Genomic DNA, 17,657 nt, shown 5'->3' on the forward strand with positions numbered 1-17,657 from the left:
CGGGCCCGGCGTTCAGGGGCTGGGCAGCAGCTGCGGCGCGACCTTGGCGGCGTTGGCGCGGTAGACGTGCTCGGCGTCCAGCGGCAGCAGCAGGCGCTGGCGCACCAGCGCCTGCGTCGCCGCGTCGAAGCGCGCGAGGTAGTCGGCGCGCCCCGTGTAGCGCGCTGACAGCGGCGCACGCGGGTCGCCGGCCGGGCGGCTGGCCTCGTCCACGGCGAACGGCAGCATGGCGCCCGCCGCGCTGCAGCCCTCGCCCTCAGCATGGCCGGCCTTGCGCACGTTCCAGCCCAGGTAGGTGGCCAGCGGCACACGCACCTCGGGCGTGGCGATGCCGGCGGTCTCGTTGCCGTCAACGTCCACGGCGGGCACCCACTGGCGGTAGGGCTTGTCGAGCTGCAGGCGCGGAACGCCCGCCGCATGCTCGGTGACGAACAGCGTGCTGAGCTGGCCGGTGCCCGCCAGTGGCACGGCCGGCGGCGCGGTGGCGCTGCCGTCAGCCACGCGCGGGTGGGCGGACGGCGGCGGCGGCGTGCCGTGCACCACCCAGGCCTCTAGCGCCGCGAGCAGCGCGCGTTCGATGGGCGTCATCGTGACGGGACTGTTGGGCAGGCGGCAGGCGCTGCCGGCATCGGGCGGCTTGGCGAGCCCGGTCGTCACGCCGCCGCCGCCGCCGTGCTGTGTGCCGGGCACGAGGTAGTAGCGCACGTTGGCGGGCAGGATCACGTCGCGGCCCGCGCCGTCGGTCACGTTCAGCGAGCCGCGCCCGCCCCACCATTCGAAGCTGCCATCGATCTGCATCAGCTTGGGGCAGGTGTTGTCGGCTTCGCAGCGCTTGAGCAGGCCGTCGTGTCGGCCGCTGACGGGGTCGGTGAACGTCGCGTAGCTGAACGGGAACTGGTCGCCCTGCATGAAGTGGTCTTCGTGCTGGCGCGACCAGCGCCCCTGCTGCGCGAAGCGCACCGCCGTCCAGGTGCGGCGCCCCCCCGGGATGATGGCCAGCAGGCCGTCGAACACGCGCTGGCCAGTGGCCGCACGGTTGAAGCCGAGGTACAGGAAGTCGCGCAGGAAGCGGCCGGACTGCGAGGTGCCTTCTCCCAGCACCACGTCGAAGTTGTCGGCCGGCTCGGCCGGGCAGTCGCTGCCGCGGGCGCAGGCGGCTGCCTTCATGTCGTTGAGCGGGTTGGGTTGGCCCTGCGCGTCAGCGCGGGCCGTCTTCAGGAAGTGCAGCAGATCGCGCACCGCCGCAAAGCCGATGGCCGCGACGCGCGGCTCGGTGGCGCGGTAGACGAAGCTGTAGATCGTGCCTTTGTCCGGCACCACCGTGCCGCCGCCGGCCACGGGCAGCGCGGCGGGTGGCGTGAAGCGCACGGCCACGCGGCCGTCGGGCAGGGGCAGGTAGTGCCAGTCGGTGACGGCGGCGGCCGGCGTGCTGGCGTAGTCGGCCAGGCCGTCGGCATTGCGCCAGGCCGGGCGGGCCGTGAACTGCACCTCGCTGCGGTCGGTCAGGGAGGCCGGCCGGTGGTTCAGCGTCAGCGTGCTGCCGCCGCCGGCCTGGTCGGGGATGAACTCCTCGCGGCTCATGCCGGTCAGCGGCGTGCCGTCCGCGGCCGTGGCGATGGGAAAGCGCGTGCCGAGCGCCGCCGTCGCGCCACGGCCGGTCAGCGCGACGTCGCCCTGCCAGCCACTCCACACCACGGTGTAGCCGCGGCGCAGCAGCGACGGGAAGTGCTCGCCCGGCGCGGCGCCGTCGGTCAGCGCGCCGCCGCCGATGAACACGCCCTGGCCGAGCTTGCCGCCACGGTTGACGACGTCGTAGAACAGCACGCGGCGGGCGTCCTTCGCGTGCCTGGGGCGCAGCAGCGTGGCGTCGGTGGCGTAGCGCACCCAGCCGTCGGCGTCGCGCGGCGCAAGCGGCAGGTCGACGATGGTGGCGTTGTCCGGGTGGGCGGGGTCCAGCCGGCCGTGCACGATGGCCGTGATGACGACATACGGCCCGGCGGCGCCGGCCGGCGTGGCGCCTTGGTAGGCGTCCTGGGTGGCGATGATCTCCAGGCGGTCGATGACGCCGGCCGGCGCAGCCAGCGCGCCGCCGGCCACACAGGCGAGAAGGAAAAACAGGGTCAGCAGGCGCATCGGGAGATTCATTCGTCCAGGGACGCGGCAGCTTACCGCCCGCTCAGCGGGTGTGCCGTGATGCGCTGCGCGTGCGACGGGCCGTCAATGCTCGGCCGCCGCCACGAGTGATCGCGTGTAGGCATGGGCGGCGCGGTCCTCGCACAGCGCGTCGCGGCTCAGCGTCTCGACGATGCGGCCCTGCTGCATGACGGCCAGGTGTTCGCACAGGTGCGCCACCACGCCCAGGTCGTGGCTGACCAGCAGGTAGGTCAGGCCGTGCCGCTGCCGCAGGTCGGCCAGCAGGTTCAGGATCTCGGCCTGCACCGAGACGTCCAGCGCCGAGGTGGGCTCGTCCAGCAGCAGCAGTGGTGGCCTGAGGATGAGTGCGCGGGCGATCGCGACACGCTGGCGCTGGCCGCCAGAGATCTGGTGCGGGTAGCGGAAGCGGAAATGCAGGGGCAGGCCTACCTGCTGCAGGGCCTCGTCGATGCGCTCCTCGATGCGGTCCAGCCCGTGCACGCGCAGCGGTTCGGCGAGCGCCGTGTGCACGGTGTGCCGTGGATGCAGCGAGCCGTAGGGGTCCTGGAACACCATCTGCGCGCGGGCGGCGTGGGCCAGGCTGCGCTCGCCGTGGTAAGGCTCACCGGCCAGCGTCACCCGGCCCTGCCAGTGGCGGTACTGGCCGGCTAGGCAGCGCAGCACGGTGGTCTTGCCCGAGCCGGACTCGCCCACCAGCCCGAAGGCCTGGCCGCGCGCGATCTCGAAGCCAACGCCGTGCAGCACCGTGCGCGCGGCGCTGCCCTCGCCAAAGGCCAGGCGCAGGTCCTGCACCGACAACATCGCGCTCATGCGGCACTCCAGGCGGCATCCCGCTGCAGCACCGGCAGCACGGCGCGGCGCTGCCGCAGGCTGGGCAGGGCGGCCATCAGGCCCTGCGTGTAGGGGTGGTGGGGCTGGCGCAGCTCGGCAGCGGCCAGCGTCTCGACGACGCGCCCGCCGTACATCACCAGCACGCGGTCGCAGAAGCGGCTGACGAGGTGGAGGTCGTGGCTGATGAACAGCAGGGCCAGGCCTTGCTCGGCCACCAGCTCGTCCAGCAGCTGCAGCACCTCCTGGCGGACCGACACGTCCAGAGCCGAGGTGGGCTCATCGGCGATCAGCAACTGGGGGCGCTGGGCCAGCATCATCGCGATCATCACGCGTTGGCCCATGCCGCCGGACAGCTCGTGCGGGTACTGCGCCGCCACGCGGCGGGGCTCGCGGATGCGCACGCGGGCGAGGAGGGCCTCGATGCGCTCCTCGCACTCGGCGCGCGTCAGTGTCTCGGTGCGCCGCACGGCCTCGCCGATCTGCTGCCCGATGCTCATGACCGGGTTCAGCGAGTACTTGGGATCCTGCATGATCATTGACAGCCGGCGCCCGCGCAGCGCCTGCATGTCGCGCTCGCTGCTGCGCAGCAGGTCCATGCCGTCGAACTGCAGGCGCCGGGCGCTGATGCGCGCCTGCGGCGGCAGCAGTTTCAGCAGCGCGCGGCCGACGGTGGTCTTGCCGGAGCCGGACTCGCCGACGACGGCCAGCTTCTCGCGGCCCAGCGTGAAGGACACGCCATGCACGACGGGCGTGCTGCCGTAGGCGACTTGCAGGCCTTCGACCTGCAGCAGGGGGTGGTCAGTCATGAGGAGGATTGGCGCGGGTCGAGCGCGTCGTTGAGGCCGTCGCCCAGCAAGTTGAAGGCCATGCTGACGGCCAGGATGGCCGCACCCGGCGCTGCCACGGTCCACCAGCTGTCCAGCATGTAGCGGCGGCCCTCGGAGATCATGGCGCCCCACTCGGGCAGCGGCGGCTGGGCGCCCAGGCCCAGGAAGCCCAGGCCCGCGGCCGTCAGCACGACGGAGGCCATGTTCATTGTCAGCCGCACCAGCACCGACGGCAGGCACAGCGGTGCCAGGTGTCGGCACAGCACGCGCAGGTGCGAGGCGCCCTGCAGCTGGGCCGCGACGATGTAGTCGGCGTTGCGCAGCGTCATGGCCTCGGCACGGGCCAGGCGGGCGATCGCCGGCCAGGCGGTCAGCGCGATGGCGAGCACGGCGTGGTCCAGCCCCGGGCCCAAGGCAGCAACGAAGGCCAGCGCCAGCACCAGGCTGGGGAAGGACAGGAAGACGTCGGCCACGCGCATGCACAGCAGGTCGACGCGGCCGCCGAAGTAACCCGACACCACGCCGATGCCCATGCCCAGCGGGCCCACCACGACCGTCACCAGCACGACGATGAACAGCGTGATGCGGGTGCCGTGCACGAGGCGGCTGAAGACGTCGCGGCCGAACTCGTCGGTGCCGAACCAGTGGATGCTGCTGGGCGGCTGCAATGCGGCGGCGAGGTCCTGACGCAGCGGGTCGTGGGTGGCGATCCACGGTGCGAACAGCGCCATCAGCACGAGCAGGGCGATGACGGCCATGCCGATGGCCGTCAGCGGGTTGGCGAGCAGCTTGCGCGCGGTGGCGCTGGCGTCGGCCCACCAGGCTTGCCAGGCGCCGCCGGGCGCGGGGAGGGTGGAGGTGGTCATGTGCGGGCTCGCGGGTCGAACACGCGGTACAGCGCGTCGGCGGTCAGGTTGAGGGTGACGAACAGCAGGCCGATGACCAGTACCGACCCCATCACCGCGTTCATGTCCCCCAGCAGCAGGCTGCCGGTCAGGTAGCTGCCGAAGCCGGGCCAGCCGAACACGGTTTCCACGAGCACGGCGCCTTCCAGCAGCCCGCCGTAGGCCAGCGCCAGGATGGTCAGCAGCTGCACGCGGATGTTCAGGAAGGCGTGGCCCCACACCACCTGGCGCCGCGTGAGGCCCTTGACGCGCGCGGTGGTGATGTACTCCTGGCTCAGCTGGGCGAGCATGAAGCTGCGCGTCATGCGGCTGAGATACGCCATGGAGTGCAGGCCCAACACGCAGGCCGGCAGCAGCAGGTGACGCAGCGCGCTGCGAAAGGCCGCCATGTCGCCGGCCAGCAGCGTGTCGACGAGCATCAGGCCGGTCACGCGCGGGATGGCGCCCTCGAACCCCAGGCCGATGCGGCCGATGCCGCCGGCCCAACCCAGCCACGCGTAGAACACCAGCAGGCCCATCATGCCGAACCAGAAGATCGGCGTGGAGTGGCCAAGCAGGCCGACGACACGGGCGACGTGATCGGGCCAGCGCTTGTGATGACTGGCCGCCCACACGCCCAGCGGCACTCCCAGCAGCGCGCCGAGCACGATGGCCAGCGTGGCCAGCTCCAGCGTGGCAGGCAGGACGCGGGCCAGGTCTTGCGTGACTGGCAGGCCGGTGAGCAGCGAGCGGCCGAGCTCGCCCTGCGCGAGGTCGCCCAGGTAGCGGCCGAACTGCACCCACAGCGGCCGGTCCAGGCCGAGCTGCTGGTGGACCTGCTCGTAGGTGGCGCGGTCGGCGTCGGGGCCGACGATGGCCAGCACCGGGTCTAGCGGCATCACGCGGCCGATCATGAAGGTCAGCAGCAGCAGGCCCAGCAGGGCCAGCCCGGCGCTGCCGCCATGGCGCATCCAGCGACTCGTCATGCGCGACTCTCCTTGTGAACCTCGCGCAGCCGCGTCGCGCCGCTAGGGTGGCCGTGGTAGCCCTGCACGGCGCGGCGCAGCACCTGCGTGTCCAGCATCTGCGCAATAGGCTGGATGGCGCCGATGTGGCTGTCAAAGCGCTGCTGTGCTTGGTGGTAGAGCGCGGTCTGTGCGACCGCGTCGGGCGCCAGCAGGGCCTGTTCGATGAGGCGGTTCAGTGCCGTGTCCGCATGGCCGGTGCGCCACCCCTGAAAGTTGCTCAGGCGCGCGCTGTCGCGGTTGTCGGGGTTGTAGACCAGCGCACGCAGGCTGGAGTGCGGGTGCGCCTCACCGCCCCCGCCGCCGCGACCGACAACGATCTCGAAGCTGCGCTCGCGCATGGCGCCGTAGACCTGATTGCCGGTGCCCGGCAGGATACTGGCGCGGATGCCGCCTTCCGCCAGCGTGGCCTGCAGGCTGGTGGCGATGCCGGTGAAGGGCGCCTCGGCGATGACGCGGATGGTGGTGTCGAAGCCGTCGGGCAGGCCGGCCTCGGCCAGCAGCCGGCGTGCGGCGGCGGGGTCGAAGCGGTAGCCGGGATGCGGCAGCGAGGCCGGCAGCCCCGGTGGCACGGGGCGCATCTGCAGCGCGCCGTAGAAGGGCAGCACGCCGGTGGCGACGCCGTGGAAGTCAATCAGGTGGCGCAGCACGGCGCGGCGCACGCGTTCGTCCGCAAAGCGCGGGTGGCGGGCATTGACGGCCACGTAGTACATCGTGGCGCGGCGCACTTCCTCGACGACGAGCTCGGGGCGCTTGGCCAGCGCGCGCACGTCGGGCGCGGACATGCCGCCGGCGATGTCCAGGTCGCCGCGCATCAGCATCAGCCGCAGCGTCTGCGACTCGGTCATGTGGCGGAAGACCACGCGGCGCAGCTTGGCCGCGGGCTGCCAGTAGGTGGCCACGCGGCGCATGGTCAGCAGCTCCTTGGGGCGCCATTCCTCCAGCTCAAAGGCGCCGGAGCCGGCGGCATGCGTGGTGAGCCAGGCATTGCCGAGGTCGCCGCGTTGCTCGTGGGCGAGCACGGTGTCGCGGTCCAGCACGTAGCCGCTCATGGAGGTGGCCAGCGTCATCAGCACCAGCGCCGGGTCGGTGGGCTGGGGCAGGTCGATGGCCAGCGTCTGCACGTCCTCGGCGCGGATGTTTGTCGTGGCGTTGGCGGCCGTGAAGCCGTAGCTCTTCCACACCGACGCCAGCGCGAGGTTGAGCTTCAACACCCGCTGCAGCGACCAGGCCGCGTGCGTGGCCGTCAGCGGCCGGCCGCTGGCGAATCGCACGTCGCCGCGCAGCGTCAGCGTTAGGCGCCGGCCGGCGTCGCTCACGGTCCATGACTGTGCGAGGCTGGGGCGCAGCCGCGTCGGGTCGGCCGCGTCGACTTCGAGCAGGCTGTCGTAAAGGTTGCAGGCCACGGTGGCCGCGTCCAGGCCGGTGGCGGCGGCCGGGTCCAGCGAGAGCAGGTTGTTCATGCTCATGCCGATCAGCAGCTGGTCGTCGGGGGACTCGGCCTGGGCCGCGCCCCAGCCGGCGGCCAGCAGCGCGGGAAGACTGCGGCGGCGCAGCGGCAGTTGCAAAGCGGGCAGCATGGCGGCTCAGCGGGTAGGGCGGGTCGCGACCCGCCGTGGGGTGGTGCCGGGCCCATCGTGTCGGCGGGTCGCGACCCGCCCTACGAACTTGCGCAACAGGGGCGGTGTCATCTTCAGTACGTCGCGACCGTGTGGCGCGCGATGTAGTCGAAGTTGATGTCTTCGCCCAGGCCCGGCTGCTGCGGCAGGTGCACGAAGCCGTCCGTGTCCATGGGGTCGACGAGGGCGTTCATATACGCGGGCACCTCGTCGTAGTCCAGGAAGGGGTGCAGCAGGCCGCGCTCGTACCAGCGGCAGTTGCGGATGGCGCCGACGACGGCCAGGTTGGGCGCGCCGTTGCCGTGCACCTCGCAGTTCATGCCGAAGGACTCGGCCAGGTGGGCCACCTTCATCGTCGGCGCGATGCCGCCGCAGCCGGTGACGCCAGCACGCAGGATGTCGCTGGCGCCGGCCTTGACCCAGTCGGCCCGCGCATAGTGCTTGCCCGACAGGCTCTCGGGGCCGAGCAGCGGCACGTCGAGCTGGCCGGCCAGCCAGGTGTAGGAGGCCGTGCTCTGCTCGTTCATCATTTCCTCGAACCACGCGAAGTTCAGCTCCTCCAGCGCGCGGCCGATGCGCAACGCGTCGGTGCGGCTGTATTCGTGGTAGCCGTCCAGCATGAGCTCGATGTCCGGCCCTACCGCCTCGCGCACGGCGGTGCAGGCCTTGATGTCCATCGCGACGCTGGGCGCGAACGAGACCGGCGGCATCCAGGTGTGCAGCTTGATGGCCTTGTAGCCGCGTGCCACGAGCTGACGCGCGAAGTCGGCGTATTCCTCGGGGGTGGACAGGCCGCCTTTGAGTTCGTCACCGCACATGGTGCTGCCGTAGGCGGGCACCTTGTCACGGTAGCCGCCCAGCAGCTGGTAGACCGGCACGCCCAGCGTGCGGCCGATGAGGTCGTGCAGTGCGCTGTCGACGGCGCCCAGCGCCCGATCGGTCAGCTGGCCGGCGCTGCCGCGCTGCCAGTGCTCCAGCTCGCACCACAGCTTCTCGCGTTGCAGCGCATCGCCGCCCACCAGCACGCGGCGCACGAATTGGTTCAGCACGTGCGGGCGCACCACCTGCGGCGGCGCGAAGCAGTGGCCTTCCACGCCATCGGTGCTGCGGATGCTCAGCAGCGCCAGGTGGCCCGTGCCCAGCGGGCCGGGGTGGGAGTGGCCGGCGGCGTCGACCGAGCGCCGTGTGGGGTGCGTGAATTCGACGGCGCGCACGCTTTCAATCTTGATCATGGTCTGCAATCTCGTCAGTCGTCTGATGACATGCAGTGTACATAGCGAGCGACGAATTGCCAGTGTTTTCAGGGAAAACCACGATTAAATCGCGGATGGCGTGTCAACAAAGATGGGATGGTTTGCCTATACTGACATCAGTCGTCAGATGACTTGGCGACACAGTAGACCCGCCATGAACAGCAACGCCCCCTCACCCGCCAGTGCCCGCCCGCCCAGCCTGTCGCAGCGCGTCGTCGACGGCTTGTCGGAGCGCATCGCCAGTGGCGCGCTGAAGCCGGGTGACCGCGTGCCCACCGAGCCGGTGCTGATGCAAGAGTTTGGCGTCAGCCGCAGCGTGGTGCGCGAGGCCGTGTCGCGGCTGCAGGCCAGCGGGTTGCTGCGCACGCAGCAGGGCGTGGGCAGCTTCGTGCTGGCGCCGCAGGTGCGTCTGCCGTCGCTGCAGCAGGCAGCCGGTGCGGAGCTGAAGCTGCAGCAGAAGCTGGCCATGCTGGAGCTGCGCCTGAGCCTGGAGCCGGAGGCCGCTGCGCTGGCCGCCCAGCGGCGCACGCCCGAGCAGTTGCGCGCGATGGAGCAGGCTCTGGACGACTTCGATACCCAGCACACCACAGGCGAGGGCACGGCCGAGGCGGACTTCCGCTTCCACGAGCTGATCGCCCAGGCCACCGGCAACGAATATTTCTCGCACGTGCTGCGCACGCTGGGCAACGCCACCATGCCGCGCCAGGCGGCAGCCCGCCGCACCAGCACCAGTACCAGCGCCACGAAGGCCGCACGCTTCGGCGAGTCGTCGCCCGAGCTGCGGCCGGGCAAGGAGATCACGGCCCAGGAGCACTGGGCCGTGCTGGAGGCCATCCGCCGCGGCGACGCCGCTGGCGCGCGGGCGGCCATGTTCATGCACCTCAACAACAGCCGCGAGCGCATGAAGACCGCGAGCCGCTGACCCGCCCCCGGGGCCCAGGCACGCAGAGGCCGCGCCCCTTTCCGCCCCTCACAGGAGACAAGACATGCACCACCCCCGCCGCCCCTCGGGCGCCCGCCCCAGCGCGATCGCGCTTGCGTTGATGAGCCTGGTCGGCACGCCCGTGCTGGCGCAGGAGCCGGAGCGCGCCGTCATCGAGCGCGTGGAAGTCACCGGCTCCATCATCCGGCGCTCCATCAATGACGAGGCGGCGCTGCCAGTCACGTCGATGAAGGCGACCGAGCTGAGCGCCCGCGTCAACACCGAGCTCAAGGACATGATGCTGGAGTTGCCGCAAGCCAATTCGCTCGGCACCAATGCCGGCACGGCCGGGCCCATGACCAGCCTGCGTGGCTTCGGCCCCATGCGCACGCTGACGCTGCTGAACGGTCGCCGCCTGGCCAAGGAGCCGCTGACCAATCAGTACGTCAGCGTCAACGTGATGCCGCGCATGGCGATGAGCCATGTGGACATCTTGCGCGACGGCGCCTCGTCCAGTTACGGCTCCGACGCAATGGGTGGCGTGCAGGCCTTTTACACGCTGCCGGCCTACACCGGTGTGGGCATCAAGGTGGAGGTCATGCAGCCCGAGCGCTCGGGCGGTGGCGCCACGCGGGCGCTGGGCCTGATCGCCGGCGTGGGCGACCTGGCGCAGGACCGCTGGAACGTTTATGCCGCGTTCGACATCCAGAAGCGCGAGGAACTGCCCCGCTCGGCACGGCCCGAGCTGACGGACGGCTCGGCGCTGACGGCGCTGGGCATCAGCACGGCGCCGGGCCTGGGCGCTGCCGCAACGCCGGGCAACTTCACCGATCCCACCAACCCGACCACGTCGCTGCGCACGGTACGCCACAACCCGATGTACGCCACCGGCTGTCTGCCGCCGTACTCGGTGCCCAGCACCTCGGGCGGCCGCCAGACCTGCTTCCTGGACGCCAACACCCAGTACACGACGTTCGGCAACCGCAACGGCATCCTGAACTTCTACGCGCAGGGCAAGCTGCAGTTGCCGGGCGACCACTTGCTGACGGCCGAGTTCAATCACAGCCAGTTCGAGGTCGACCAGTACAACAACCCCGCCGCGCCCACGGTGCGCCTGACCAGCACCCATCCCTACTACCCGGGCAATGGCAAGGTGCCGGCGGTGGCCGGGCTGAACCTGGCCGGCCGGCCCATCGACGTGCTGTGGTCGGTGGCAGACGCCGGCGCGCGCATCCGCAACGACGTGCACAGCAATGACCGCCTGGTGCTGACCGCCGAAGGCGTGCTCGGCAACTGGGATTACCGTGCCGGGCTGAACTACGGCCGCTCGGAGCGCAACACCAAGGCCGGCTCGGGCTGGCTGAAGGTGAGCGGAATCGCCAGCGTGCAGGGCACGACGTCGCGCACGCTGTACCTCGACCCCAAGCTCAACCCCTTCGGCCTGCAGGATGCGGCCGGGCTGGAGCTGCTGGCCGGGGCGTCGCTGGACGGTCGCACGCTGCGCCTGCACCGGGCCGAGAACAGCAGCCTGGATGCGACCTTTTCGCGCGCCGTGATGAAGCTGTCCGGCGGCGACATGATGCTGGCCATGGGCGGCGAGCTGCGCCGCGACACCTGGCGCGCCATCGGCCAGGCCGCCAACGACGTGTCCGCCGCGCTGAACGGCCAGATCGACCTGCTGGGCGGCGACAACCTCGCCAGCGGTGCCACCTCGGCCACCAGCACGCAGATCGGCCGCACCATCACGTCGCTGTATGCCGAGCTGGATGCGCCTATCCGCCGCGACCTGACGCTGAACGCCTCGGTGCGTGGCGACAAGTATGGCGACCTGGGCGAGACCACCGTGAACCCCAAGCTCAGCGCACGTTGGACGCCGCTGAAGAGCCTGGTGCTGCGCGCCTCGGCCAACACCGGCTACCGCGCGCCCAGCCTGCCCGAGATCTACACCAAGGAAACCGAGCGCACGCTGATCCCGGTGTTCAACGACCCGCTGAACTGCCCCACGGTCAACGGCGTGCCGACGGCCAAGGCTGGCTTTGCGCCCGAACTGGTCTGCGGCCTGACCGGCTACAACCAGATCACCAAGGTGCCCAACAACGCCGGCGTGCAGCCCGAGACCTCGCGCAGCCTGACCTTCGGCGCCGGCTTCGAGCCGCTGAAGAACCTGACGCTGACGCTGGACTACTGGCGCACGCAGATCGACGACGTCATCGGCAACCGCGCTATCGACTACATCCTGGCCAACCCGGCCACCTACCCCAGCCTGTACCTGCGCAACGCCGACGGCACGCTGGGCGTGCTGTCAGCCACCGGCTCGCGCGATGCGGTCATCAACACGCCGTCCAACGTCGGCTCGATGCGAGGCGCGGGGCTGGACGCGAGCGTCAAGTACGTGGCGCCCAAGCAGGCCTGGGGCACGCTGTCCGGTGGCATCGACATCGCCTACCTGACGCGCTGGGATGCGCGCTCGGAAGGTGTCAACGGCGGCAACTGGGTCTCGGCGCTGGGCTACTACAACGACGTGGTGCCTGTGAACCCGAATGCCGGCCTGTCCAACGCGACGCGCGGCCTCAACAACCGCTGGCGCCACACGGCCCAGGTCGCCTGGCAGGGCGCCGACTGGATGGTGCAGCTGTCCCAGCGCTACCAGAGCAAGATCGTTGACCAGAACCTCGCGGCCGCCACCGGCGCCGGCACCACCGGGCCGCGCGACGTGGCCGCCTACGCCCAGTACAACCTGATGGTGAAGTACAGCGGCATCAAGAACGTCAAGCTGTCGCTGGGCGTCAGCAACCTGCTGGACAAGGCCCCGCCGCTGACCAACCACACCGCCTACCGCGGCTACCTCACCAGCGTCGCCGACGTGCTGGGCCGTGCCTATGTGCTGACGGCCGACTACCGCTTCTGAGGCGCCGCACCCGGCCTGCTCTCCCTGGTGTCTTCGAGCCTGTCGTGGCCTGCCACGACAGTGCCGGCGAAGGCCTTTACGCCCCGGCTGATGTCGGGGCTTTTTTACGCGCGCAAAGCAAGGCCGTGCTGCATGGCAGTCGGCGCATAACCAAGGAGTGATATCGCTATCATTTGCTTGTTATTCAAACAACGATGAGGCAAGCATGAGACAAGGTCGCGGGTGTGGATGGCGGCGGGCCGGTGTGGCGTTGTCGGCGGCGATGGCGTTTGGCGTGGGCGCTTTGCAGGCCGCCGCAGAGGCGCCGGCGGCCAGGCCGGCCACGTTCGACAACCCGGTGCTCAGCGGCTTCGCGTCCGACCCCAGCGTGTGCCGAACGGGGGAGGACTTCTACCTCGTCACCAGTACCTTCGAGTATCTGCCCGGCCTGCCGGTCTACCACAGCCGGGACCTGGTGCACTGGCGTCTGATCGGCAATGCGCTGAGCCGCGAAAGCCAGCTCACGTTCGTGGGCCGCAAGAGCTCGCAGGCCATCTTCGCGCCCACCATCCGCTGCGAGGGCGGGCGCTTCTACATCGTCACCACGGATGTGGGCGGCATCGGCAACTTCTTCCTCACTGCGGACAACCCGGCCGGCCCGTGGTCCGACCCCGTGCGTCTGCCCGAGAACGTGTTCGGCATGGACCCGTCCTTCTTCTTCGACGACGACGGCACCGTGTACTACACGCGCCACGGCGGCGGCCGCAACGGCGGCGTCTACCAGGCCCGCGTGGACCTGAAGGCCGGCAAGCTGCTGGAGGAGCCCCGCCTGGTGTGGAGCGGCATGGGTGGCATCTGGCCCGAGGGGCCCCATCTGTACAAGCGCGACGGTTGGTACTACCTCATGATTGCCGAGGGCGGTACGTCGTACGACCACCGCATCACCATGGCCCGTTCGCGCTCGCCGTGGGGGCCGTTCGAGCCCCATCCCGACAACCCCGTCCTGACGCACCGCCATCTGCCCGAGCACCCCTTGCAGGCGCTGGGTCATGCCGACCTCGTGACCACGCCGCAGGGTGAATGGTGGGCCACGCTGCTGGCCATCCGGCCGCAGGCGGCCGACGGCCAGCGCCACCACCACATCGGCCGGGAGACGCTGCTGTCCCCGGTGCGCTGGCGGGCGGACGGCTGGCCGGTGTTCGGCCAGAACGGCGCGCTGGCCCAGCCCCAGCCCACCGCGGGCCTGCCGAGCTGGCAGCCCTGGCCGGCGCCGCCGTTGCGTGAGCGTTTCGTGGCCGACCGGCCGCTGCCGCCGCACTGGGTCTTCCTGCGCACGCTGGCGGCGGGCCAGTGGTCGCTGACCGACAAGCCGGGGCGTCTGCGCCTGATCGGCGCGCGCATGGGGCTGGAGGTGGTGGGCACGCCGACTTTTGTCGGGCGCCGCCAAGAGCGGCTGAACCAGCGCTTCGCCGCGGAGCTGGACTTCCAGCCGCAGGTCGACGGTGACGCTGCCGGCCTGGCGTTGCGCATGAACGAATCCCACCACGCGCTGCTGCGGGTGACGGGCGCCGACAAGCGCCGGGTCGACTGTGTGCTGCGCACCGGCGGCGAGCCGCAGGTGCTGGGGTCGGCCGCGCTGGCGGCGGGCGCGGTGCAACTGCAGGTGCATGCCGATCCGCAGCAGTACCGGCTCAGTTGGCGGCTGGCCGGGCAGGGCGACTGGCAGCCGTTATGCCGCATTCCCACACATCGCCTTTCCACGGAGACGGCGACCGGCTTCACCGGCGTCTACCTGGGCCTGTATGCACTGAGCGGCAGCGCGAAGCCGGCGGCGGCCGATGTGGCCTGGGTGGAGTTCGAGCCGCTGGGGCCTTGAGGGTCGCAGCCCGTCCCGGTGAGGGGCGGCCGGGTCCTGCGCCGTGCTCACCGGGAAAACGATAGGACGTCGGACAACGGACGAGACTAGACTGAAATGATTGCGTTACCAATATTGCGTTGGTTTACCAGCAATCGCGGGGCGGCCATTGGCCGCACCCAGTCAGCAAGAGCCCCCAGAACAGGGCCAACCAGGAGACAAGAGTGAACCAGTCCCTCATGGGTGTCGGTCAGCGACGCCTGCGCGCGGCGCGCGATGTTTTCGCAACCACCACGCTGGCCGGCATGATTGCCTGCGCCTATGCGCAAGGCGTGCAGCCCCCGGCCGCCGCGGCCTCCGCACCCAAGCCGGCCGCCGCCAAGACCAATACGCTGGACACCGTGACGGTGACCGGTTATCGCAGCTCGCTGGCCAATGCCGCGCGCGAGAAGCGCGACGACATTGGCCTGAGCGAGACGGTGTTCGCTGAGGACATCGGCAAGTTCCCGGATTCCAGCATCGCCGACTCGTTGTCCCGCGTGCCCGGCGTGCGCGTGAACCGCGCCACCATCGACGGCGAGGGTCTGAACATCTCCATCCGTGGCATGGGCGCCAACTTCACGCGCGTGCTGTTGAACGGTGCGCCCATGGCGTCGGCCTCGGCTGGCCACTGGGGCGGCACCATCAGTGCCAACCGCGAGGTGGACATGGACTTCCTGCCGTCGGAGCTGTTCCGCAGCGCGACGGTCTACAAGAGCCAGCGCGCCAGCGTGCTGGAGGGTGGCATCGCCGGCACGGTGGACATGCGCAGCGTGCGCCCGTTCGACAAGCAGGGCTTCCGCTCCGCGTTCACCGTCAGCGGCAACTACCGCAACCAGGTCGGCAAGTGGAGCGACACCGGCTCGGCGCTGGTCAGCAACACCTGGCGTCACAACACGCTGGGCGACTTCGGCGTGCTGGTCGGCGCGGCCTGGGGCAACACGCAGTACAAGACCACCGGCTTCCAGACGGTGGACATGCGCAACTTCCAGCTCAAGTCCTTCCAGGCGCTGGCCAGCGACAGTCCCAACAACACCGGCGGCGGCTCGCAGTCAACGCCCGACACCGTGCCCTCGGGCCTGGCGCTGGATGCGCTGCCGGCCTATGCGCGCCCCCTGCTCGTGCCCGGTGCGCAGATCAACCGCCAGATGCTGCTGGATCTGAACCCCGGTGCCAGCATCAAGCAGATCGACAACGCGCTGATGGGCCGCCTGGGCCGCCACCTCAGCTACGAAGGCGAGCGCGAACGCGCCAGCGGCATCGTCAGCCTGCAGTGGCGTCCCAACGAGAAGTGGGACGTCTACCTGGACATGATGGGCGCCGAGAAGTCCAACAAGATGGTCTACAACGCGATGAACGCCGGCACCCGCGCGAACACGCCCATCCCCATCGGCATGGAGTTCGACCGCAGCGACTGCACCAGCGGCTGCGTGCTGACCAAGGCCACCTTCGCCAACACCTTCTGGTCGCTGGAGTTCCGGCCCATGGAGGAGAAGACCAAGTTCTGGAGCTTCAACCCCGGCTTCGAGCTGCGCCCCAGCGACGACCTGACGATCGATGCGCACGTCAACGTGACCTACAGCGACTTCTACCGTGACATGCCCACGGTGCTGCTCGCCACGCGCTCGCCCAATTCCGTCATCACCTACGACAACTCACGCCCGGGCGAGCTGCCGCGCTACGGCAGCAACCTGAACATCAACGACCCGGCCAACTTTGGCTGGTACCAGGGTGGCCAGGGCCTGTCGGGCCTGCGCATGGACCTGTACGACCGCCGCAACACCACCAATGGCTTCCGTGCCAACGCCAAATACGGCGACGAGATGTTCAACATCAAGGCCGGCGTGGCCTACGACGACATCGAGCGCCGCTACCGCAGCTACGGCGTGGCCGACGCATGGATGAACGTCGCCTGCGGCGGCAACATGAACTACCGGTTCTTCGCGCCCAACACTCAGCTGCGCCAGCCGGGCTGCGACGGCCGCACGACCACCGGCGTCATGGCTGATGCCGCCACGGCCTACCCCGGCTTCGGCCGTGGCTCCAGTGCCGGCGCCCCGGCGCTGGCCTACCTGGGCTCGGTCGTGCCCAATGCCAAGGTGCCGGACTACGCAATGGCGTCCAGCCAGGGCTTCATCACCGTCAACTGGGACAAGTTCGCCAAGGACACCGACTACGCCTATTTCCGCGACAACATCCGCCGCGGCTTCAACAACGGCAGCGGCGGCTATATCCGCGAGGAGGTGTTCGGCGCCTACGCCGAGGCCACCGGCATCCTCAAGCCCTTCGGTCGCACGCTGCGCTACAACGCCGGCCTGCGCCTCACCGAGACGCAGCAGACCATCGGCGAGGTCGTCGCCCAGGCCGACCCGCGCAACACCGGCATCGGCAATGGCGGCCAGTACGACAACATCGCCGTCTGGAACTACGAGTCCACGGTTTACACCAACCTGCTGCCGTCCTTCTCGCTGGCCTACAACATCACGCCCAGCCTGATCGCGCGGGCCTCGGGCTCCAAGTCCATGACGCGGGCCAACCCGGCCGACCTGCGCCAGACCCGCCTGACCATCGGTGACCAGGGCGCGCGCCAGGGCAACCTGACCAACCCCAAGCTGTCGCCGTTCAAGTCCAACAACTTCGACCTGGCGCTGGAGTACTACATGAGCCGCGAGGCCTATGTGGCGCTGAGTGCCTTCGGCAAGGACCTGACAGGCCGCCCCGCCAACCGCATCGTCAGCTACACGCTGGCGCAGCTGGACGCGCTGTACGGCACCGTGGGCCTGACCGATGCGCAGACCCAGTCCGTCACCGCCAGCGGCGGGCGTGACCGCCACCTCGTCGAGATCACCGAGCCCTTCAACATCAGCGCCAAGCTGAAGGTGCGCGGCGCCGAGCTGACCTGGCAGCAGCCGCTGGACTTCCTGCCGGTCAAGGGCTTCGGCTTCACGGCCAACTACACCTACACCAAGCAGACCGACACGCTGCCCAATGCGCTGCCGGTGGCCGGTGTGCCGCCGCGCACCGACAACCTGACGCTGTACTACGAGCGCGACGGCTACAGCTTGCGCGTCTCGCGCCAGCACCAGGCCGAGCACATCGTGGGCTCCAGCGTGGGCCTGTCCACGCCGGCCGCCTACATGTGGACGACGGCGCGCACGCAGTACGACCTGTCGGCCGGCCTCAACTTCAAGCAGGCCTTCGGCTTCAAGTACGACACCAGCCTGAATCTCAGCGTCTGGAACGCCACCAATGCGATCAGCCGCACCTGGGTGCAGTTCCCGGGCGCCACGTTCGACGAGTACAAGCCGGGCCCCAGCTACAACGTGTCCATGCGCATGGCCTTCTGAGGCGTGCTGCGCAA

Annotated in this window: 11 protein-coding genes; 4 read left to right on the forward strand and 7 right to left on the reverse strand. The window is 70.0% G+C overall.

The features are described from left to right. Positions 1-12: 12 nt before the first annotated feature. The 7 genes from ACG0Z3_RS02085 to ACG0Z3_RS02115 form a co-directional block, all read right to left on the reverse strand. The gene (locus ACG0Z3_RS02085; protein WP_394394838.1) at positions 13-2,133 is read right to left on the reverse strand and encodes an alpha/beta hydrolase domain-containing protein; all 2,121 of its coding nucleotides are present in this window, start codon (positions 2,131-2,133) and stop codon (positions 13-15) included. Between the two features lie 84 nt (positions 2,134-2,217). Next, a complete protein-coding gene (locus ACG0Z3_RS02090) occupies positions 2,218-2,955 on the reverse strand; it encodes an ABC transporter ATP-binding protein (protein ID WP_394395368.1) in 738 nt (245 codons plus the stop codon). Between the two features lie 5 nt (positions 2,956-2,960). Further along, the gene (locus tag ACG0Z3_RS02095; protein WP_394394840.1) at positions 2,961-3,791 is read right to left on the reverse strand and encodes an ABC transporter ATP-binding protein; all 831 of its coding nucleotides are present in this window, start codon (positions 3,789-3,791) and stop codon (positions 2,961-2,963) included. After that, the gene (locus tag ACG0Z3_RS02100) at positions 3,788-4,678 is read right to left on the reverse strand and encodes an ABC transporter permease (RefSeq protein WP_394394841.1); all 891 of its coding nucleotides are present in this window, start codon (positions 4,676-4,678) and stop codon (positions 3,788-3,790) included. The genes ACG0Z3_RS02095 and ACG0Z3_RS02100 overlap by 4 nt, the downstream gene beginning before the upstream one ends. Next, the gene (locus ACG0Z3_RS02105; protein ID WP_268166356.1) at positions 4,675-5,682 is read right to left on the reverse strand and encodes an ABC transporter permease; all 1,008 of its coding nucleotides are present in this window, start codon (positions 5,680-5,682) and stop codon (positions 4,675-4,677) included. Before ACG0Z3_RS02105 ends, ACG0Z3_RS02100 begins: the two co-directional genes overlap by 4 nt. Further along, positions 5,679-7,301: an ABC transporter substrate-binding protein gene (locus ACG0Z3_RS02110; protein ID WP_394394844.1), complete on the reverse strand. Its 1,623-nt coding sequence runs from the start codon at positions 7,299-7,301 to the stop codon at positions 5,679-5,681. The genes ACG0Z3_RS02105 and ACG0Z3_RS02110 overlap by 4 nt, the downstream gene beginning before the upstream one ends. Positions 7,302-7,414: 113 nt before the next feature. Next, positions 7,415-8,572, reverse strand: a complete 1,158-nt coding sequence (locus ACG0Z3_RS02115; RefSeq protein ID WP_394394846.1) for a mandelate racemase family protein — start codon at positions 8,570-8,572, stop codon at positions 7,415-7,417. 175 nt (positions 8,573-8,747) lie between these two features. Here ACG0Z3_RS02115 and ACG0Z3_RS02120 point away from each other — a divergent pair, with 175 nt between their 5' ends. The 4 genes from ACG0Z3_RS02120 (at position 8,748) to ACG0Z3_RS02135 (ending at position 17,643) form a co-directional block, all read left to right on the forward strand. Next, a complete protein-coding gene (locus ACG0Z3_RS02120) occupies positions 8,748-9,515 on the forward strand; it encodes a FadR/GntR family transcriptional regulator (RefSeq protein WP_394394848.1) in 768 nt (255 codons plus the stop codon). Positions 9,516-9,579: 64 nt separating this feature from the next. Beyond that, positions 9,580-12,423: a TonB-dependent receptor domain-containing protein gene (locus ACG0Z3_RS02125; RefSeq protein WP_394394850.1), complete on the forward strand. Its 2,844-nt coding sequence runs from the start codon at positions 9,580-9,582 to the stop codon at positions 12,421-12,423. Between the two features lie 205 nt (positions 12,424-12,628). Further along, positions 12,629-14,278 carry a glycoside hydrolase family 43 protein gene (locus ACG0Z3_RS02130; RefSeq protein WP_394394852.1) on the forward strand — a complete coding sequence of 550 codons (1,650 nt, stop codon included), beginning with the start codon at positions 12,629-12,631 and terminating at the stop codon, positions 14,276-14,278. Between the two features lie 203 nt (positions 14,279-14,481). Further along, positions 14,482-17,643, forward strand: a complete 3,162-nt coding sequence (locus ACG0Z3_RS02135; RefSeq protein WP_394394854.1) for a TonB-dependent receptor — start codon at positions 14,482-14,484, stop codon at positions 17,641-17,643. Positions 17,644-17,657: the final 14 nt, after the last annotated feature.

Origin of the sequence: Pelomonas margarita, assembly GCF_043555875.1 — a bacterium.
Lineage (GTDB): Bacteria > Pseudomonadota > Gammaproteobacteria > Burkholderiales > Burkholderiaceae_C > Pelomonas > Pelomonas margarita.